Annotated in this window: 20 protein-coding genes; 16 read left to right on the top strand and 4 right to left on the bottom strand. The window is 72.0% G+C overall.

Going from position 1 to position 19,199, the window contains the following annotated elements; translation table 11 throughout:
• Window positions 1-74 precede the first annotated feature (74 nt).
• The 7 genes from O7597_RS00955 to O7597_RS00925 all read left to right on the top strand — a co-directional run bounded on the left by O7597_RS00955 (window position 75) and on the right by O7597_RS00925 (window position 7,991).
• Complete coding sequence (locus O7597_RS00955) at window positions 75-1,166, top strand: crosslink repair DNA glycosylase YcaQ family protein (protein ID WP_281581777.1); 1,092 nt, start codon at window positions 75-77, stop codon at window positions 1,164-1,166.
• 235 nt (window positions 1,167-1,401) lie between these two features.
• Window positions 1,402-1,533: a hypothetical protein gene (locus O7597_RS00950; protein ID WP_269742460.1), complete on the top strand. Its 132-nt coding sequence runs from the start codon at window positions 1,402-1,404 to the stop codon at window positions 1,531-1,533.
• Between the two features lie 83 nt (window positions 1,534-1,616).
• Window positions 1,617-2,093: a hypothetical protein gene (locus O7597_RS00945; RefSeq protein ID WP_269742459.1), complete on the top strand. Its 477-nt coding sequence runs from the start codon at window positions 1,617-1,619 to the stop codon at window positions 2,091-2,093.
• Between the two features lie 3 nt (window positions 2,094-2,096).
• On the top strand, window positions 2,097-2,837 hold the full coding sequence (locus tag O7597_RS00940) for a sulfotransferase family 2 domain-containing protein (protein WP_269742458.1): 741 nt from the start codon (window positions 2,097-2,099) through the stop codon (window positions 2,835-2,837).
• Window positions 2,792-4,156 (top strand): MFS transporter, encoded by a 1,365-nt coding sequence (locus O7597_RS00935; RefSeq protein WP_281581776.1) that lies wholly within the window; start codon window positions 2,792-2,794, stop codon window positions 4,154-4,156. Before O7597_RS00940 ends, O7597_RS00935 begins: the two co-directional genes overlap by 46 nt.
• Window positions 4,153-5,604: a hypothetical protein gene (locus O7597_RS00930; RefSeq protein ID WP_281581775.1), complete on the top strand. Its 1,452-nt coding sequence runs from the start codon at window positions 4,153-4,155 to the stop codon at window positions 5,602-5,604. Before O7597_RS00935 ends, O7597_RS00930 begins: the two co-directional genes overlap by 4 nt.
• A 146-nt stretch (window positions 5,605-5,750) precedes the next feature.
• Window positions 5,751-7,991 (top strand): tetratricopeptide repeat protein, encoded by a 2,241-nt coding sequence (locus O7597_RS00925; protein WP_281581774.1) that lies wholly within the window; start codon window positions 5,751-5,753, stop codon window positions 7,989-7,991.
• Window positions 7,992-8,055: 64 nt separating this feature from the next.
• On the opposite strand, the gene O7597_RS00920 is transcribed toward O7597_RS00925, so the two are convergent.
• Together O7597_RS00920 and O7597_RS00915 are read right to left on the bottom strand one after the other, a co-directional pair.
• Window positions 8,056-8,244, bottom strand: coding sequence for a DUF397 domain-containing protein (locus O7597_RS00920; RefSeq protein ID WP_281581773.1), 189 nt, complete (start codon window positions 8,242-8,244; stop codon window positions 8,056-8,058).
• Window positions 8,231-9,028 carry a helix-turn-helix transcriptional regulator gene (locus O7597_RS00915; RefSeq protein WP_281581772.1) on the bottom strand — a complete coding sequence of 266 codons (798 nt, stop codon included), beginning with the start codon at window positions 9,026-9,028 and terminating at the stop codon, window positions 8,231-8,233. Before O7597_RS00915 ends, O7597_RS00920 begins: the two co-directional genes overlap by 14 nt.
• A gap of 278 nt (window positions 9,029-9,306) precedes the next feature.
• On the opposite strand from O7597_RS00915, the gene O7597_RS00910 reads away from it, so the two are divergent.
• Window positions 9,307-9,543: a hypothetical protein gene (locus O7597_RS00910; RefSeq protein WP_348650812.1), complete on the top strand. Its 237-nt coding sequence runs from the start codon at window positions 9,307-9,309 to the stop codon at window positions 9,541-9,543.
• A gap of 58 nt (window positions 9,544-9,601) precedes the next feature.
• Here the strand turns inward: O7597_RS00910 and O7597_RS00905 are convergent, their stop codons facing one another.
• A complete protein-coding gene (locus tag O7597_RS00905; protein WP_269742451.1) occupies window positions 9,602-10,123 on the bottom strand; it encodes a hypothetical protein in 522 nt (173 codons plus the stop codon).
• 71 nt (window positions 10,124-10,194) lie between these two features.
• Between O7597_RS00905 and O7597_RS00900 the strand changes: the two genes are divergently transcribed.
• The 6 genes from O7597_RS00900 to O7597_RS00875 all read left to right on the top strand — a co-directional run bounded on the left by O7597_RS00900 (window position 10,195) and on the right by O7597_RS00875 (window position 15,249).
• Complete coding sequence (locus tag O7597_RS00900; protein ID WP_269742450.1) at window positions 10,195-11,058, top strand: LysR family transcriptional regulator; 864 nt, start codon at window positions 10,195-10,197, stop codon at window positions 11,056-11,058.
• Window positions 11,055-11,600: an RNA 2'-phosphotransferase gene (locus O7597_RS00895; protein ID WP_281581770.1), complete on the top strand. Its 546-nt coding sequence runs from the start codon at window positions 11,055-11,057 to the stop codon at window positions 11,598-11,600. The genes O7597_RS00900 and O7597_RS00895 overlap by 4 nt, the downstream gene beginning before the upstream one ends.
• A gap of 27 nt (window positions 11,601-11,627) precedes the next feature.
• A complete protein-coding gene (locus O7597_RS00890; RefSeq protein WP_269742448.1) occupies window positions 11,628-11,930 on the top strand; it encodes a metalloregulator ArsR/SmtB family transcription factor in 303 nt (100 codons plus the stop codon).
• On the top strand, window positions 11,930-12,316 hold the full coding sequence (locus tag O7597_RS00885; protein WP_269742790.1) for a VOC family protein: 387 nt from the start codon (window positions 11,930-11,932) through the stop codon (window positions 12,314-12,316). The genes O7597_RS00890 and O7597_RS00885 overlap by 1 nt, the downstream gene beginning before the upstream one ends.
• 66 nt (window positions 12,317-12,382) lie before the next feature.
• Window positions 12,383-13,225 (top strand): RNA methyltransferase, encoded by an 843-nt coding sequence (locus tag O7597_RS00880; RefSeq protein WP_281583355.1) that lies wholly within the window; start codon window positions 12,383-12,385, stop codon window positions 13,223-13,225.
• Window positions 13,222-15,249: a PucR family transcriptional regulator gene (locus tag O7597_RS00875; RefSeq protein WP_348650811.1), complete on the top strand. Its 2,028-nt coding sequence runs from the start codon at window positions 13,222-13,224 to the stop codon at window positions 15,247-15,249. Before O7597_RS00880 ends, O7597_RS00875 begins: the two co-directional genes overlap by 4 nt.
• 123 nt (window positions 15,250-15,372) lie before the next feature.
• Here the strand turns inward: O7597_RS00875 and O7597_RS00870 are convergent, their stop codons facing one another.
• Entirely contained in the window at window positions 15,373-16,728 is a 1,356-nt protein-coding gene (locus O7597_RS00870; protein ID WP_281581768.1) for a hypothetical protein, read from the bottom strand.
• 83 nt (window positions 16,729-16,811) lie between these two features.
• On the opposite strand from O7597_RS00870, the gene murD reads away from it, so the two are divergent.
• Both murD and O7597_RS00860 read left to right on the top strand, forming a co-directional pair.
• Window positions 16,812-18,161, top strand: coding sequence for a UDP-N-acetylmuramoyl-L-alanine--D-glutamate ligase (gene murD, locus O7597_RS00865; RefSeq protein ID WP_269742445.1), 1,350 nt, complete (start codon window positions 16,812-16,814; stop codon window positions 18,159-18,161).
• A 175-nt stretch (window positions 18,162-18,336) separates the two neighbouring features.
• Window positions 18,337-19,194: a hypothetical protein gene (locus tag O7597_RS00860; protein WP_281581767.1), complete on the top strand. Its 858-nt coding sequence runs from the start codon at window positions 18,337-18,339 to the stop codon at window positions 19,192-19,194.
• Window positions 19,195-19,199 lie beyond the last annotated feature (5 nt).

Raw genomic sequence — 19,199 nt, 5'->3', positions numbered from 1 at the left:
GCAGGCGCCGGAGGCAGCGATATCCCCGAAAGTGCGCGGATCTTGCAGCGCCGGCCGCCGGGTAGGGTCGCGTCATGGTCGCCCATCGACTGACGCGGGACGAGGCCCGGCGGATCGCGGTCCGGGCCCAGCTGCTCGCCGTGCCGCGCCCGAGTGACCTGGTGGAGGCCGTCGAGCGGCTCACGGTCCTGCAACTCGATCCCACGGCGGCCATCGCGCCGAGCGCCGATCTCGTGCTGTTCAGCCGACTCGGTCCGACCTACGATCCCGCGCAGCTGACCAGGGCGATCGAGGTCGAGCGCCGCCTGGTCGAGACCGTCGCCTACATCCGGACGCCGGGCGATCTGCCCGCCGTGATCGCCGAGGCCCGCGCCGCGATCCATCCGTCCGTCCGGGCCTGGCTGGAACAGAACGCGTCGTTTCGCCGGGACATCCTGGCGGTGCTGGCGGCGAAGGGCCCGTTGCTGTCCCGGGACATCCCCGACACCAGCGTGGTGCCCTGGCCGTCGAGCGGCTGGACCAACAACCGCAACGTCACCAAGATGCTCGAACTGCTGGCTCGACACGGCGAGGTGGCGATCGCCGGCCGAAAGGGACGGCAGCGCTACTGGGATCTCCCCGAACGGGTCTATCCGGTCGACCTGCCCGACCTCGATCCGGGCGAGGCGGCCCGGCTGCGCGACGAGCGTCGGCTCGCCGCGTTGGGCATCGCCCGGTCCGGTGGCACGTTGACCCCGGGCGAGTCGCCGTTCGTCGGCTCCGCCGGTGAGGAGGCCGTGGTCGAGGGGGTACCCGGGACCTGGCGGGTCGACCCGGCGTACCTCGGGTTGCCGTTCGAGGGGCGCACCGCGCTGCTGTCGCCGTTCGACCGGCTGATCCACGACCGGGTACGCACCGAGCAGTTGTTCGGCTACGAGTATCTCCTGGAGATGTACAAGCCCCGGGAGAAACGCCGCTGGGGCTACTTCGCCCTACCGGTACTTCATCATGACCGGCTCGTCGGCAAGCTGGACGCGACCGCCGACCGCAAGGCGGGTGTCCTCGTCGTCAACGCCCTGCACGAGGACGTCCCCTTCACCCCGGCGATGACCGCCGAGGTCGACGCCGAGATCGAGGCTCTCGCCGCCTGGCTGGGCCTGCGGACCACCCGGTCCCGGTCGTCGTAGTCGCCGCTCCGGGTCGCGCCGGCCGACCCGGCGCGGCGTGCGGTGGGCCGGCCGGCACCTGCCGGTCAACTGCCGGTCAATCTCCTGGATGGCCCCACTGCGCGGGAATAGCGTTCCTGGCAACCGCTGCGGGTGACATTTCTGTCAACGGGACCCTCCCGCAGCGGGTCATGCCAAACCTGCTCGTGCCGAGCGTTTCGTGACCTCGGCGCGGGCACCAGGAAGGGAGAGCGCAATGTCGGAGATCAATGAGGTCGTGGAGACCGAAATCACCGAGCAGGCCACCCCCGAGATCGAGGACACGGCCGAGGCCGCCGACGTCCGTCAGCCGTCGACCCGCGTGATGTGCTGCGACCAGGCCGTCTGACGTGGACCGGTGGTCCGGGCCGGCGATCGCCGGCCCGGACCACCACCGCACGATCCGCTGGACAGATCGAGATTGGCTGCGACATGACCGAGATCGTCGTCAAACCCGCCGCGGACCTTCGCTGGGAGGTTCCCCACGACACCTCCGCCAACCGGATCACCGACCTCGCCGAGGTGCGGCGGTACATCGACGCCATCGACTTCGGGCCGCTCAAGCACCGGCTCACCCAGGGCCGCGACGTGCTGGGCAGCGAGTGGAGCCCGGCACGCGCGGACTACTACGAACGGCTCTACAAGAACTGGCTGTACCTGCGTCGCCGGTACGAGGGCGAGCTGTTGCCGCCGCACATCGACATCGACGAGTTCTGGCACGGCCACATCCTCGACACGCACGCGTACTTCGCCCACTGTGACCGGATCTTCGGTTACTACTTCCACCACTTTCCCTACTTCGGCACCCGTGGACCGGCCGACCGGACGAACCTGTCGAACGCGTGGCAGCAGACCCAGGACCGGTACCACGCCGAATTCGGCGAGTACATCTACGACTTCGTGGAGTAGACGGTGACGTCCGACCCGCTGTTGTGCTACGTCCACATCAACAAGAACGCCGGCAACAGCATCATCGAGGCGTTGCTGAACAACTACCCCGACCGGTTCCGGCAGTACCTCGTCTCCGGCCGCAGAAGCAGCGGGGGTCCGGGGGCCAAGACCGTCGACAGCCCCGATGAGGACGTGCGGCGGATCGTCTCGGAGATCGCCGAGAACCAGCACCGTCACGACGCCATCGCACTCAACCTGCCGGTCGGTATCCACCGCAGGATCGATCGACCGGTCCGCTACGTCACCATGCTGCGCGAGCCGGTCGACCGGTGCGTCTCGTACTGGTACTGGGCGTACCGCAAGCGTGACACCGGTAATCTCTGGGCCGCCCTGCAGGCCGGGTTGCCCGACGGCGTGGCCGGACTGCCGCTGCAGTTCCGCGACGACCAGGTGCGCTTCCTGTCCGGTACGACGAACGTCGAGACCACCGACGACGACCTGGCCTCGGCGATGAAGGCCGTCGAGGAGCACTTCGCCTTCGTCGGCACGGTCGAGCGGTTCGCCGAGTGCCAGGCCCGGCTCGGCGAGCTGTTGTCCTGGAAACGACCGGCGACGTTCCATCTGAACAGCGGCGACCGTGGCGACCATCGGCTGCTGCCGCCCGAGGCCGTCGACATCTTCCGCGCCGCGAACACCCGGGATCTGGAACTCCACACATGGTTGACGCGAAGCTACCTGCCGTCGGTTCTCGGACGGAACTGACCGGCGGCACCCCCGCCCCGGCCGCCGTCGCACCGCCGGCTGGGCCGCGCGTCGAACGCCTCGCCATCGTCGCGAACATGGTCATCGTGCCGCTCTGTTTCGCCACCGGCCGGCTCAGTGCGGACCTCGTCCAGTTGTACGGCGTACAGACGCTCGGCCTCACCCCGGCGCAGGTCGGCACGGCACTGGGGTTGCTGGTGCTCAGCGTGCCCGCGCAACTGCTCGCGGTGCGCCTGCCCCGGCGTCTCGGTTTCCGGCGCACCATGCGACTCGGGTACGCGGGCGTGCTGCTCCTGCTGGTGCTGCTGGCTGCGGTGCCGGAGCTGGACCGGTGGGGGACCACGGCCGTGTTCGTGGCGTTCGTGGCGGTGCTGCTCGCCATCGAGGTGGCGGTCTCGGTGAGCTGGGGTGTGGCGTGGCACCCCTGGATGCGGGCGCTGGTGTCCGCGGATCGCCGACCCCGGTTCGTCGCCCGGATGCAGTTCGCCACCCAGATCCTGAACGTGCTGCTGCTGCTCGGCTTCGGCCTGCTGGCCGGTGCCGTGGTCGAGCGGACCGAGTACCGGATCCTCCTCGGGGCGCTGGCGGTGTTGCTGATCGTGTCGATCACGACGCTGGGCCGCCTACCGCGTACGCCGGTGCCGGGCGGCACGCGCCCCCAGGCCCTCGGTGAGCTGCGCGCCGCCGCCACGGACCTGGTCGCCGCCGGCCCGCTCCGCCGGCTCAGCGTCATCTTCGTCCTCGACACGGTGCTGGTGACGCCACTGCTGGCGATCTACGCCGTGCTGCACCTCGGCATCCCCGCGGGCACCGTGGCGGTGATCCTCGCCGTACGCGGACTGGCCGCGCCGATCAGCCTGCTGGCCTGGAGCCGGGCCGCGCACCGGCTCGGCACGTACCGTCTCATCGGCTACACGATGGCCGGCACGGTGCTCACCCGTGTGCTGTGGGTCTTCGTGCCAACCACCGAGGGCGCGGCCAGCGGGGCGAGCATCGCCGGCTTCGCCGCCATCGTCGTCACCGCGGCGGTCTGCGCCGCCGGCTACGGCAACGCCAACCTGACCACCTGGTACGACGCCGTGCCGGACCACCACTCCCGGGCGATGTTCACGCTGCGCGACGTGGTCGCCTCCTCCAAGCTCCAGCTCTACTCGGCGGCCGGCGGCGCTGTGCTGGCCGTGACCGCCACCCTCGGTGCCGTCTCGTACGGCCCGATCCACGTCGACGCCTACAAGCTGCTGATGCTGGCCGGTGTCCCGGTCGCGGTGGCGATCGCGGTGCTGTCGCGGCGGGCGCAAGCAGAAGGGGCATCCCGATGAGTACCCACACCCTGATCGAGTCGCTGCGGCCACCGGTGGCCACGATCCTGGACACGCTCGCCGCAGCCGAGGCGCGGTACTGTCTCGGCGAGACCGCCACGTTCGAGCCGGCGAAGATCCACGCGGCGTGGCCGGAGGTGTTCCGAGCGGAGACGGTCAGCGCGTTGCGGGCCGCCGGTGTCGCGGAGGGGGCGGGACGCCCGTTCGTCGCGCTGGTGCTCCAGGCGCTGATCGAGGCGGAGACCACCCTGCTGCACGCCCGCATCGCCGAGCGGGAGAAGGCGGTGACCATCACCGACGCCAGCGGCGGGCGAGTCGATCTCGCCCGCGCCCGACGGCTTGCGGCCCGTGCCGCGACGGCCCCGCAGGAGCACCTGCACGAGCTGTACGACCGCGAGGTCGCCCCGCTGTGGCTGGAGTCGCAGCAGCGGCGGCTGGCCGTCGTCACGGCGGCCGGCTACCAGGATCTGATCGACTACGCCGACCGGGTGCAGCGACACGACCTCGACCGGCTGGAGCGCGAGGCGCGCGCATTCCTCGACGCGACCCGGGCGCGGTACGAGTCGATCCGGCGTCCCCGGTTCGCCGCCGGCTCGTTCACCGTCGCCCAGCTCATCGGCGCGGCGCGCACCACCTTCGCCGACCCGGTGGACCTGGCGACCTGCCTGCCGCTGCTGCACGCCCTGGTCGCCGAGCTGGGGCTGGAGTTCGCCCCACGGATCCGGCTCGACCTGGAGGCCCGCCCCGGCAAGGTGCCCGGCGCCTACTGCCTGCCGGTACGGGTGCCCGACGACATCGTCGTCGCCGTGTCGGCCGCCGGCGGTGTGGGTGACTGCCGGCCCCTGTTCCACGAGGTCGGGCACGCGCTGCACTTCGCGTACACCGGCCCGGACCTGCCGGTCGACGGACGCCGGATGGGCGACGAGGGACTGGTCGAGGGTTGGGGCGTGGTCACCGAGAACATGTTCCTGCACCGGGAGTGGCTCGACCGGTCGTTTCCCGGGCGAACCGCGGCGGCTCTGCGCCACGACACCGCGCAACGACTGATGATCGTCACCCGGGCCCAGTGCGTCCGGCTGCTCTTCGCCGTCGACGCCGCCCGCCGTCCGGCCGCCCCGGCCGAACTGCGGGCCCGGTACGACCAGCTGATGGCCGAGCACCTGGGCGCGCGTCCCGGACCGGTCGAGTACCTGGACGTGCTCTGCGGTGACTTCGTCAGCGCCACCCGGCTGCGTTCCTGGGAGTTCGGCACGTCGATCGCCGGGCTGCTCGCGCACGAGATCGGTCCGGACTGGCCGGGTGATCCCCGGGCCGGACGGTGGCTGCGCGAGCACTGGCGGGTGGGGGTCACCCACACCGCGACCGAGGCCGTCGACCGCTGGGCCGCACCACCGCTGAGCCTGGAGGCGGTGGCGGAGAACCTGGCCGGCAGCATGGTCGACTCCTGACGGCGCGGGCCGCCCGGGCCGTCCCGGCCGTCGGGCTCCGGCTCGACAAGGGCGACGCCATCCAGTAGAAACCATCACCGGACATCCATTTCCCCGTCGAGAGGCCGATCGGTCCACTTCGGACCGCAGGCCGTGAGTGGATGGGCATGGCCCGGTTCAGTCAGATGGTTACGGCCCACCGGCGACGGCTCGGGTTGACCCAGGAGGATGTCGCGGCCGCCACCGGGCTGGCCGTACGCAGCATCCGGGACGTGGAGAGCGGGCGGGTGGCCCGGCCGCGCGCGTCGACGGTCCGGCTGCTCGCCGAGGCGTTCAACCTGTCCGCCGCCGACCGGGTCCACTTCATCCACGCCGCCGACCCCGACCTGGCCGCGCCGGAGGGGGAACGACCGCAGCAACTGCCGCTGGCGGTGCCGGGTTTCGTCGGCCGCTGCGCCGAACTGGAGACCCTCGACTGCGGCCGCCACCCGGAACCGGCGAAGCGTCCGGCGGTGGCCATCTTCACGATCTCCGGAATGGCCGGGGTGGGCAAGACCGCGCTAGCCCTGCACTGGGCGCACCGGGCCGCCGGCTCGTTTCCCGAAGGCCAGCTCTACGTCAATCTCCGCGGCTACGACGAGGCCGACGTGGTCGATCCGAGCGACGCCCTGCGCGGCTTCCTCGAGGCGCTCGGTGTGCCGGCCACCGGCATACCGGCCGGGCTGGAGGCCCGCGTCGGACTGCACCGCAGCCTGCTGGCCGAGCGGCGCATGCTGCTGGTGCTCGACAACGCCCGCGACTCGGCGCAGGTCCGGCCGCTGCTGCCCGGCGCGGGCTGCTGCGTGGTCGTGGTGACCAGCCGGGACGAGCTGTCCGGGCTGATCGTGGCGGAAGGCGCCCACCCGATCCGGCTGAACGTGCTCACCGGCACCGAGTCGATGAGTCTGCTCGCCAGTCGGCTCGGCGCCGGTCGGCTGGCCGCCGAGCCGGCCGCCGCGGCGGACATCATCGACTCGACCGGCCGGCTGCCGCTGGCGCTGTCGATCGTGGCGGCCCGGATGGCGCTGCATCCCGGCTTTCCGCTCGACGCCTTCGCCGCCAGCCTGCGCCCCGACGAGGCGATGCTGGACGCCTTGGCCGACGGCGACGTACGCGCCGTCTTCTCCTGGTCCTACCTGGCGCTGAGCCGGCCGGCGGCGCGCCTGTTCCGCCTGCTCGGGCTGCACCCCGGCCCGGATCTGACCGCCGAGGCCGCGGCGGCCCTCACCGGCCAGACCCCGGCGAGCGTCGCGTCGTCGCTGCGGGAGCTGACCCGGCTGCACCTGCTGGCCGAGCACCTGCCCGGCAGGTACGCCTTCCACGACCTGCTCCGCGCGTACGCCGCCGAGCTGACCCGGTCCGCCGGGGAGGCCGACGAGTCGCGGCAGGCACGCCACCGGCTGTTCGACTACTACCTGCACAGTTCCTATCCGGCGGCGGTGCTGCTCCAGCCGCAGTGGCCGACGATCGACCCGGTCCCCGCGGTGCCGTCGAACGTCAGGTCTGTCCCCGAGGGCCACGACGCGGCGCTCGGCTGGTTCGCGGCGGAGCACCAGGTGCTGCTGCGGGCGGTGCGGCAGGCCGCCGAGACCGGCTTCGAGGCGTACGCCTGGCAACTGGCCTGGGCGCTCACCACGTTCTTCGCTCCGCGTGGACTGTGGCAGGAGCAACGCGCCGCCCAACAGGTCGCCCTCGCCGCGGCCGAGCGCGTCGACGACCTCGCCGGCCAGGCCGTCGCCAACCGGTTGCTGTCCCGTGCCCAGACCCGCCTCGGCGACCTCGACGCGGCGGAGAAACGGCTGCTGTGCGCCCTGGATCTGCACCGGCGACTGGACGACCCGACCGGCCAGGCGCTCACCCTGCACAACCACGCCGAGGTCTGCTACATGCGCGGGCGACCCGAGGAGGGGCTGCGCCACGGTCAGGAGGCGCTGCGGCTGTACCGGTCGGTCGGCAACCGCGCCGGGGAGGCTCGGGCGCTGAACGCGGTCGGCTGGCTCTATGCCGCCACCGGGGACTATCCACGGGCGATCGAGAGCTGCACCGAGGCGCTCGCCCAGCAACGGGCGAGCGGCGACCACAACGGCCAGGCGGCGACGTTGGACAGTCTGGGTTTCGCCCACGCCCGGCTGGGCGAGCACGATCGGGCGGCCGGCTGTTACGAGGAGGCCATCGCGCTGTTCCGCGAGTCCGCGGACCGCTATCACGAGGCCGAGACCCTCCAGCGGCTCGGTGAGGCGCGCGAGGCGACGGGCGACGTCCCCGGGGCCGTCGATGCCTGGCGCCGGGCGGCGCAGATCCTCGACGATCTCGGTGACCCGGCGGCCGAGGACGCCCACCGCACGCTGTCCCGGCTGTCGCCACCCTGACCACACCGCTGCGGCCACCGGGATGACACGCGGGTGGCCGATGTCGGCGCTGCTGCCTGGTGGGTCAGCGCTGCTTGGTGTGGTCGAGGAAGGACCGCCAGGCGGCCGGGTCGAAGGCGAGGACCGGGCCGGACGGATCCTTGCTGTCGCGGACGGCGACCGTCGCGGGCAGGTTGTCGGCCACCTCCACACAGTCGCCGCCGCTGGTGCCGCTGCGGCTGGACTTGCGCCACCGGGCGTTACTGAGGTCCATGTCGGCTCTCAACTTCCTTGATCAGGGCGATCGAGAGGTCTTCGGGAAGGGCGACGCCCCGCACGCACTCCCATCTGGCCAGCAGTGTAGCCAGCCGCTCCTCGGTGTCGGTCTCCTCGCCGCCGAGCTGGCTTTCCAGGTGGCCGACGCACGTACCGTCAGGCAACCGAGCCAACAGCATCGGCCCGGACAGGCCGACGTGCAGGCCGGCGCTGGCCGGGATGATCTGGATGTGGACGTGCGGTAGCTCGGCCATCCGCAGCAGGTGCGCGAGCTGCTCGGCCATGATGGCGTCCCGGCGGCGCAGCACGGACTCGTCGATCACCGCGACGAGCTGTGGTGGACGGTCGCGGTGCAGGATCTCCTGGCGTTCCAACCGGACCGCCACCTGTTGCTCGATCTCCTGCTCCGGACGGGTGTCGTCGAACCGCAGCACCGCGCGGGCGTAGTTCTCGGTCTGGAGCAGGCCGGGGATCAGCGTCGGATGGAAGCAGCGGAGTTGCCGGGCGGCGCGCTCGGCCTTGAGCCAGGGCATGAACCAGGCAGGCCGACCGTCCTGCTGGGCGGTGCGCAGCAGCGACTCGAACAGGCCACCGGTCTCCAGGATCTCGTCGGCCCGCCGGGCGTACGGCAGGTCGACCGCACGGGTGCCGGTCTCCACGGCGGACACCGTGGAGGCCGAGTAGTTCGTCCGCCTGCCGAACTCGTCCTGGTTCATGCCGGCCAACGCCCGCTGCTTGCGCAACTGGACGCGGAGCAGATCCACGCCCTGTTCGCCTTCCATCCGACCTCCAGGAACTCGTCAAGATCCCCAACCGCTGCCGAGCGACCGCCAAGATCCGCCGACTGTCGCCGCGGCTGGGCCTGACATGTTCCGAGCGTAGTCGTGTCCTCAGCAGACTGTCACGTATGCGGATCCGCTTCACGCCGGGCAGAGCTGGGGCGGATCCTGCGCCGGGGCCGTCCCCGCTTCCCCCGTGCCGGGGGCGGCCCCGATCCGGCACCGTGCCGTCCCGTGCCGTCGCGAGCGGCGGCGACGCCCCACACACCCCGCTGCGACCGATGTGGTGCTGCCGGACCTGCGGGCAGCCGTGGCCGTGCGGCCCGGCGCGACTGCGCCTGCGGGCGGAGTACGACGGTGACCGCCCCGGCCTGTCGATCTACCTCGCCGGCCTGATGCACGAGGCCATGCGAGACCTGTACCACCTCAACGCCCGCGATGCTCCCGCGCCGGCGGCGCTGTTCGACCGGTTCCTCGCCTGGGCGCGCCGGCGGCCCGCGACCGACCCGCCGACCTGACGCGCCGGCGGCCTGCGATCTGTCGGCCGGCCCGCCGACCTGACGCGCCGGTGGTGTCTCACCGGCGGGCCGCGTTGGTGCGCAGCGAAGCGACGACGTGTCGCTCCACATCGGCCCAGGTGGGTGTCGGTCGGCCGTAGGCGGGCACCGGTCGGCGCTGGGGTCCGAAGAAGTACTGGTGGGCGACGGTGCCCCGGATGGCGGCGTGCACCTCGGGATGGTCGTCGACGAAATGGGTGAGGGCGAGGTCGAGGCAGTGGGCGCGCTTGTCGGCCCGCGCCCGGCAGAACCGGACGTGGTCGTGGGGGACGCCGCTGCGCCGGTGGAAGTCGTGGCCGGCGAGCCAGCGCAGGGTACGGGCCTGGACGCGCGGACCGCACTTGGACACCAGCCACACCCGGCCGTCGAACAGGGGGACGAGGCGGGCGATGGTCTCGACGGCACCGGGCACCTCGGGGGTGGCCAGCATGGTCGCCTCGTCCCCGCTGAAGAAGGCGGTGTCACCGCCGCCCGGATGGGCCGGACCGTCGATGACGACCCGGCCGATGTCGATGCCGAGGCGGGGGAGGATCTTTGTCATGCCGCTCAGGATGCGGCGCTCTCACTGCCATCCGGAACTATTGTTTGCCATGCCCGCTATAGTTGCCGGCTATGGACGGGCGGGACCTGCTGGAAGCCGACGCGCTGCGCTCGTTCGCTGTCTTCGCCCAGCACCGCAACTTCACCACCGCCGCGCGGGAGCTGCACATCAGCCAGCCGTCCCTGCACGTGAAGATCCGCAAGCTGGCCACCGCGCTCGGCATCGAGCTGTACGAGCGTGACGGTCGCCGGCTGACGCTGACGGCCGCCGGTGACCGCCTCGCCGCGTACGCGCTGGACTCGCGCCGCCGGGCCGAGGAGTTCCTGCGCGAGCTGGACCACGAGACCGCGCCGGCGCTCACCATCGCGGCCGGCCGGGGCGCGCTGCGGTGGGTGATCGGCGAATCGATCGAACGGGTCGGCCGCCAGGGTCGCCGGGTCCACGTGATCACCGCTGACCGGGACGCCGCCCTCGCCGCCGTCACCAGCGGCCGGGCCGACCTGGCCGTGGTCGCCCACGATCCGCCCGGCCGGCAGGTCGAGGCGCGACAGATCGCCGCCTACGGGCAGGTGCTCGTACTCGGTGCCGAGCACCCGCTCGCCACGCGCCGGCAGGTCCGGCTGAGTGATCTCGACGGCCTGGATCTCGTCGTACCGCCGGCCGGGCGCCCGCATCGCAGGGCGCTGGACCGTGCCCTGCTCGACGCGGGCGTGCGTTGGCAGGTCGCCGCCGAGGTCGACGGCTGGGATCTGCTGGTGCACCTGGCCGCGTTGGGGGTCGGCGCCACCGTGGTCAACGGATGTGTCGGGCTGCCCGACGGTCTGCGTGCCGTCCCGATCCACGGCCTGCCGCGGATCCGCTACTGGGCCGCCTGGCGGCCGGCTCGACGGCCCGTGGTGCGGGACCTGCTCGACCAGTTCGGCACGGAACGGTGACTGGCCGACTCACCGCTGCCAGCAGGTTCCTCGCGTACGTGCTGCGTCATCGTCCGGACGTCGTCGAACTCACCCTCGACGAGGGCGGGTGGGTCGAGGTGGACGTGCTGCTCGCCGCGCTCGCCCGGCACGGCCGTCCGGTCAGCCGGCAGGTGCTGGCCGAGCTGGTCGCCGGTACCGACAAGCGGCGGTTCGAGCTGCGCGCCGGGCGGATCCGGGCCGCGCAGGGCCACTCGATCCGCGTCGACCTGCGGCTCGATCCCGTGGCACCGCCGTCGCTGCTCTACCACGGCACGGTGGCCCGCTACCTGCCCGGTATCCGTGCGGAGGGGCTGCGACCACGCGGTCGTACCCACGTCCACCTGTCGGTGGACCGGGAGACCGCCGCCACGGTCGGCGCCCGACGCGGTGTCCCGGTGGTGCTGAGCATCGACGCGGCCGGCATGCACCGCCACGGGTTCGTCTTCTACCGGGCCGTCAACGGCGTGTGGCTCACCGACCACGTCCCACCCGGTTGGATCATCGGCGCCGGGTCCGCTTGACAGGCAAGTGGCCACTTGCCTATAACTGTGCCTGTGGACGCTGACCCTGACCTGTTCAAGGCCATCGGTGACGCGACGCGACGCACGATCCTGGACGAGTTGATCGACCGGGACGGTCAGACGCTCTTCGAGATCTGCAGCCGGCTGACCATGAAGCACAACCTGACCTCGTCACGCCAGGCGATCTCCCAGCATCTCGCGGTGCTCGAACAGGCCGGTCTGGTCCGTACCCGGCGACAAGGCCGCTACAAGTTCCACCACATCGACACCAGTCCGCTGCGCTCGATCGTCGAGCGGTGGCCCATCGACCGAGAGGCACCAGATCCATGATCCGTATCCATGTCACCAGCGTGTTCGTCGACGACCAGGCAAAGGCGCTCGCCTTCTACACCGAGAAGCTGGGATTCGCCAAGAAGCACGACATGCCCGCCGGCGAATACCGCTGGCTGACCGTCGTCTCGCCGGCCGACCCCGACGGCGTCGAGCTGCTGCTGGAACCGGACGCGCACCCGGCGGTGGGTCCGTACCGACAGGCCCTGGTCGCCGACGGCATTCCGGTCACCTCGTTCGCCGTCGACGACGTGTACGCCGAGGTCGAGCGCCTCAAGGGACTGGGCGTCGAGTTCACCCAGGAGGCGACCGATATGGGCCCGGTGGTCACCGCCGTGCTCGACGACACCTGCGGCAACCTGATCCAGATCGCCACCATGAAGTAATTCTCCCGCCGATTCTGCCGGACGATCACATCGCGGCTGCCGGCGTACCGTCGGCACCTGCGATGTCTGGCGTCGGGGGTAGTCCGGCAGAATCGGCGGGTGCCCGTCCACCTGATCACCGAGCCCGACGACGAGCGGATCGCCGACTACCGGGCGCTCACCGACGTCGAGCTGCGTACCCGCTGGGAGCCGCCGCACGGCCTGTTCATCGCCGAGGGTGAGCTGGTGCTACGGCGGGCGCTGCGGGCCGGTTACCCGGCTCGGTCCTTCCTCGTCGACGCCAAGCGGGTCGACCAACTGGCCGACCTCGACACCGGCGACGCCCCGGTGTACGCCGCCACCCCCGACGTGCTGCGCGAGGCCACCGGATTCCACGTGCACCGGGGCGTGCTCGCCTCGTTCCGGCGCAAACCACTGCCGGCCGCCGGTGAGGTGCTCGCCACCGCCGGCCGCGTGGTGATCCTCGAAGACGTCAACAACCACACGAACCTGGGCGCGATCTTCCGGGCGGTGGCGGGGCTGGGGGTGGACGCCGTGCTGCTCTCGCCGACCTGCGCCGACCCGCTCTACCGGCGCAGCGTACGGGTCAGCATGGGTGAGGTCTTCGCCGTGCCGTACGCGAAGCTGGAACCCTGGCCGGCGGCGCTGGCCGACGTGCGGGCCGCCGGGTTCACCGTGCTGGCTATGACGCCGGCACCGGACGCGGTGCCCATCCAGCGACTGGCCCCGGCCCAGCGGTCCCGGGCCGCGCTGCTGCTCGGCGCCGAGGGCGCCGGGCTGACCGACCCGGCGATGGCCGCCAGCGACGCCCGCGTGGTGATCCCGATGCGCCGTGGCGTGGACTCGCTGAACGTCGCCGCCGCCACCGCCGTGGCCTGCTGGGAACTGGGCCGCGACGACCCGCTCTGAGGCACCGCCAAGCCCCCTCACGCGTCACGGACGGTAGCGTGTCGCGGGTGTTCCCTACCGTGCGTGAGGTCCTCGCCCTGGACCCGGTCCGCCACGGCGCGCCGCGCCTGGTCGCGGGGGAGGGCGGGCTGGACCGTCGGGTGCGCTGGGTGCACGTCGCCGAGGTACCGGACATCGCCACCCTGCTCGGCGGCGGCGAGCTGGTGCTCACCACGGGTATCGGGCTGCCCGGCGATGACGCCGGGCTGCGGGCCTTCATCGGTGACCTGGCCGGTGTCGGCGTCTCCGGACTGGTGGTCGAGCTGGGTCGGCGCTACCTCGACGGCGTACCCCGGGTGATGGTGGCCGCCGCCGAACGTCACGGGCTGCCGTTGGTGGAGCTGCGCCGGGCCACCCCGTTCGTGCGGATCACCGAGGCGGTGCACGCCCTGATCGTGGACGCCCAGCTCACCGAGCTGCGGGCCACCGAGGAGATCCACCAGCGGTTCACCGAGCTGTCGGTGGAGGGGGCGGACCCGGGCGAGGTGGTCCGGCAGGCGGCCGAGCTGTCCGGCTGCCCGGTGGTGTTGGAGAACCTGTCCCGCCAGGTGCTGGCGTACGACCCGGCGGGGGAGAACGCCGAGCTGCTGCTGGACGGGTGGGAGCAGCACTCACGGCGGATCCGGCCCGAGGGGCGCACGGCGTACGACCCGGACCGAGGCTGGCTGGTCACCATGGTGGGCGCCCGGGGGCAGGACTGGGGGCGGCTGCTGCTGCGCTGGCCGCCCGGTGACGACCTGGCCGGCGGGCAGCCGTTGCCGACGCCGGCCGATGGGCGGTCCGCTCCGGCGTCGGCTGGTTCGCGGTCGGCCTCGTCCCCGGCTGGTTCGCGGTCGGCCTCGGCGTCGGCTGGTGGGCGGTCGGCCTCGGTGTCGGCCGTTGGACGGGCCGACGCGGTTCGGGCCGGAGGTGGCGGCTCGTTGTCTGCGCCACCGACCAGGCTGACCATTCTGGTGGAGCGGGCGGCCTCCACGCTGGCCCTCGGTCGGCTGATCCGACGCGACGCCGAAGGGCTGGAACGCCAACTGCACCGGACCCTGCTCACCGCCCTGCTCGATCATTCCTGGCCGGTGGACGAGGTGGCCTTGCGGGCGCGGGCGCTCGGGGTGGTGCTGGAACGCCGTCTGCTCGTCGGCGTGGTGGTCCGCCACCGGGTCGACGACGGCGGTGCGGAGCCCGTGCGCCACCGTCAACCGGCGGGCAGCGGGCCGCGCACCGAGCCGGGACACCCCGGCGAGGTGCTCGACCACGCCGACACCGGGCCGGCCCGGTTGCGTGACCTCGCCGAGGCCGCCGGACAGGCGCTGCGCGAGGCCGGGCTGACCGGGCTCACGAGCGCCCTGGACGACCAGACGGTCGGTGTCCTGCTGGCCCTGCCCGATGCGGCGGCGGAGGAGCGGGCGCTGTCCGCCTTCGCCGTCGCGCTGCGCCGGACCCGCCCCGACCCGCCCGGGCGTACCGACCCGCTGGGGCGCTGCGGAGCGTCCAGCCGTGCCGATGACGCGTTGGCGCTTAGTGCCGGCCGACGGTCCGTCGCCGGGCTGCTGATCGCCGCCGGATCCGGTGTGGGCAGCCTGCGGGAGGCGCGCCGGTCACTGATCGAGGCCCGTCAGGTCGCCGACGCGGCCCGCCGGGACCGGCGTGACCTGCCGATCTTCCGGCTGCCGCACGTCGGGCTGGCCGGACTGCTGCACCTGCTGCGTGACGAGCCCCGGGTGCAGACCTTCGTCGAACGGCAGCTCGGCGCACTCCTCGCCTACGACGCGCAGCATCCCCGGGAGCAGTTGCTCGGCACCCTGCGCGCCTACCTGGAGCAGGGCCGGAACAAGTCGGCGGCGGCGTCCGCCGCCCACCTGTCCCGCCCGGCGTTCTACGAGCGGCTGGCCCGGATCGGCCGGGTCCTCGACGTCGACCTCGACTCGGTCGACGCCTGCCTCTCCCTCCACGTGGCCCTCCTGGCCCTGGACGCCATCCGCACCCCCTGACCACCCTCCCTCTTCGGCGTTGATCAAGAAGTTTGCGTCATTTTCGATCTTCCTGAAGACCAAAACTTCTTGATCAACGCGGCGGCGCGCGGCGCGGTAGGGGTGCGGGGTGGGGGTGGGTGGTTAGGGGGTGAGGGTTTGGAGGGTTTTCTGGTAGGTGGGGGGGATGTGGTGGTCGGCGGCGGCGGGGGTGAAGGTGTCGGAGGTGGCGGCCGTCGTCCAGGCGCTGTCGGGGACGGCGGCGACCAGGGCGGCCACCACGGGGGTGTCGCGCCAGTCGGGCTGCTGGGCGAGCAGGCTCAGCGCGACCACCGACTCCTCCACCTCGCCGACGCACTCGAACGGCTTGTGCCCGTCGATGCCCAGCAGCTCGCGGTAGCCGGGAATCTGCGCGGAGTCGGCGAGCAGGTCACCGCCGAAGATACGGGTGATCCGCTCGCGGGGCATGAACGGAGCCAGGGCCAGGAAGACAAAGCGGCACTTGGGGCAGTCGCGGCACCACCGCTCACTGGCGTCGCGGAGCTTGAACGCGGCGTTGCAGCTGGTGACCACGTCGTCGTAGCGGTCGATGCCGGCGAACAGCCGGGCGATGTGCAGCTCGGACAGCGGGCGCAGCAGCGAGAAGTACGGCTCGGCCAGCCCGGCGTGCTCCGCGAGGGCCGCCCGCAGCAGCCCCTCGGCCTCGATGCCCTTGGACCACTGGTGGTTGATCTCGTGACCGTTCCAGATCAGGTTCGGGTCCGACGCCGACCGCTCGTTGGACATCACCACCGGACCCAGGCCGTGCAGCACCGCCGTGGCGACCGCGATCAGCGAGTTGATCGCGGTGACCGGGATGTGGCCGTTGCGGGCCCCGGCCGCGTTCAGCTCGAACAGCGCCGGGTCGAGGCGCCGCCGGGCCGCGAGGGCGGGCAGCCCCGACGCCGCGTTCACCGCGTTGATCACGTGGTTCGGGTTGACCGAGAAGGGCACCGGGTCGAGGCCGGCCCGACGCAGCGCCTCCAGGCTGACGATCGAGTCCTTGCCGCCGCCGACCGCTGACAGCGGACGCCGGTCGGAGTTGTCGTACTCGGCCGCCGGCTTGACCCGTCCGTCGGGCACGCGCGGGGTCAGCTCCAGCACGTGCGGCAGTTGGTTGCGGTACGCGTACTCGGCGAGGCCCTTGGTGTAGACGGCGGTGACGAACTCGACGGCGGCCGGGCCGAGCGGTGCCGGCAGCACCAGCTGCCCCGGCGCGGCCGTCTTGTAGTAGCTGACCCCGGCCACCACGTGCAGCAGCTCCAGCACCCGGCCCAGCGCCGCCACGGCGGCGTCCGACGGGGACTCCGCCGGCACCGGCAACGTGACCACCTCGGTGAACCGTTGCTCGCCGTCAGGTCCGGTCAGGGCGTAGTCGAGCAACACCTCGCCGGTGGACAGGTCGATCGAGTAGGACGGGAAGGTGAACGCGTCCATCCGCGCCAGCTGCGTGTTGAGCACACGCCATACTAGGCCCTGGTTCGTCCGGTCGTGCCCGGCTCGGCCGGACCGCGCCCTACCGCCGTCGTACCCGAGGAGAGCCTGTGCGCCTGTCTGACCTGCGCGGACGTAAAGTCGCCGTCTGGGGGGCCGGCCGGGAGGGGCGGGCCGCGGTGACGGCCATCGCCGCCCACGGTCCCGCCGACCTCGTTGCCGTCGACGACAGCGCGAACTTCCTGACGCTGCCCTGGGACGGCCCGTTGGCGGAGGCCGCCCCGCTGGTCACCGGCGACGAGGGCTTCGCCCGGCTGGCCGCCGCCGACGTGGTGGTCCGGTCGCCGGGTGTGCCGCAGACGCACCCCTGGCTGATGGAGCTGCGCCGCCAGGGCGCGACGGTCACCCAGGGCACCTCGCTGTGGATGGCCGACCACGGCGACCGCACCATCGGGGTGACCGGCAGCAAGGGCAAGAGCACCACGTCCAGCCTGATCAGCCACCTGCTGACCGCGGTCGACCGGCCGAACGTCTTCGGCGGCAACATCGGCGTACCGACGCTGGACCTGCCGGAGGCGGAGCTGTACGTGCTGGAGCTGTCCAGCTACCAGTGCAGCGACCTGACCGACTCGCCCCGGGTGGCGGTGGTCACCGCACTGTTCCCCGAGCATCTCGACGCGCACGGCGGGGAACGGGAGTACTACCGGGACAAGCTCAACCTGCTCGCGTACGGGCCACGCACCGTGGTGGTCAACGGCGCGGACCCCCGGCTGGCGTTCGAGTTGGGTGACCGCGCGGCGGTACGCGCCGGCACCGCCGACTCGGTGAACGTTGCCACCGGCCCGGACGGTGCGCCCTGGTTCCACCGGGTCGACCAGCCACTCTTTCCCCGGGCGGTGCTGCCGCTCGTCGGTCGGCACAACGAGGGCAACCTCTGTGTTGCCCTGGCCGTGCTCGACGCGTTGGGCATCGACCTGGTCGACCGCAAGGACGCCCTCGCCGTGGCGGTCGCCGAGTTCCAGGGGCTGGCCCACCGGCTGACCGAGATCGCCGACCCGTCCGGCCTGACCTTCGTCGACGACACCCTCGCCACCAGCCCGTACGCGGCCATCCACGCCATCGACGCCTACGACGGGCGGCCGTTGACCGTGATCGTCGGCGGCAACGACCGAGGGGTCGACTACACGCCCCTGCGCGAGCACCTGGCCGAGCGGGAACTGACCGTGATCGGCATCCCGGACAGCGGCCCGCGGATCATCGGGGCGCTCGACGGGCTGCCGAAGGTACGCACCGAACTGGTCGACGATCTCGCCGAGGCGGTCCAACTGGCCCGGCAGGTCACCCCGGCCGGCGGCGTCGTGCTGCTCTCGCCCGCCGCGCCCAGCTACGGCCGTTTCCGCAACTTCGAGCACCGCTCCGAGGTCTTCGCCGAAGCCATCCGCACCACCGCCCCTGCCTAACCCACCCACCCTCCCTCCCTCCCATCCCGTTGATCATGAAGTTGTTGCCACCTTTTGTCGGATTCTCGGGCAATAACTTCATGATCAACCTTGCTGAGGTGGGGGTCGGGCGGGGTCGGCGGGGGTGTGGTTGGGGGGTTTTACGCTGACGGGAGTCGGGTCCCGGAGGTGGTTGGTGGTTCAACTGCTGCGTCGTCCGCGTACCGGCCCCCGTGCGCACGCGGTCGGCGTCGCGCGGCTGATGGCGCACACCGACCCGGTCGCGCTGGTCGGTGTCGCCCTGTCGATCTCGCTCTCCGTGACGCTCGACCTGACCGGTGCCGCCACCGGCGTGGAGTCGTTGCTGGCTGGTCTGATGGGCATCACCATCTCGTTGCTCGTGGACTCCATCGCCCGGGCCGAGCGTCGGTTCCACCTGCGGGCGCTGCTGGCCGGACCGCACTGGCTGGTGCGGGCGGTGCCGGAAGTCGCCACCGCCGCCACCGAGGCGGTCGACCGGCATCCGGGCACCCGGGTCGCCGAGGAGACCCAGCGCCGGTTCGAGCGGTTCCAGGCCGACCTCGCGCAGCTCCGGCAGGGACGCATCATCCGACCGGGTACGGACTACCAGGACATGCTGGGTGCCACCCGGGACTGCGTACGGCAGCTGGAGGCGCTGACCAACGTGTTGCCTCGACTGGCCTGGTGGAGCGGTGACATCGGCCGGCGGTACTGGTCGGAGAACCTCGCCGCACTCGCCCGGGGAGTAAAGATCACCCGGATCTTCACCTACGCCGAGTTCTCCGACGAGTTGGCGGACCTGGTGGCGACGCAGCGTCGGGCGGGTGTCCGGGTGGGTCTGCTGTCGACCGGCGCGGTTCCGGCCGACCTGCACGTCAACCTGATCCGCTGGGACGGCACCGCGTGCTGGACGGCCGGCATGAGCGCGCACGGCGAGATCAACGAGAACCGGTTCTCGGTCAACGCCGCCGACCTCGCCTGGACCGACGAGACGTTCCAGGCGTGCCTGAGCCGGGCCTCCTTCGATACCTGACGCAC

Origin of the sequence: Verrucosispora sp. WMMC514 (assembly GCF_027497295.1) — a bacterium.
GTDB classification, from domain to species: Bacteria; Actinomycetota; Actinomycetes; order Mycobacteriales; family Micromonosporaceae; genus Micromonospora; species Micromonospora palythoicola.
Note: the sequence above shows the minus strand (reverse complement) of the source record. Positions and strands in the feature narration are given on the sequence as shown.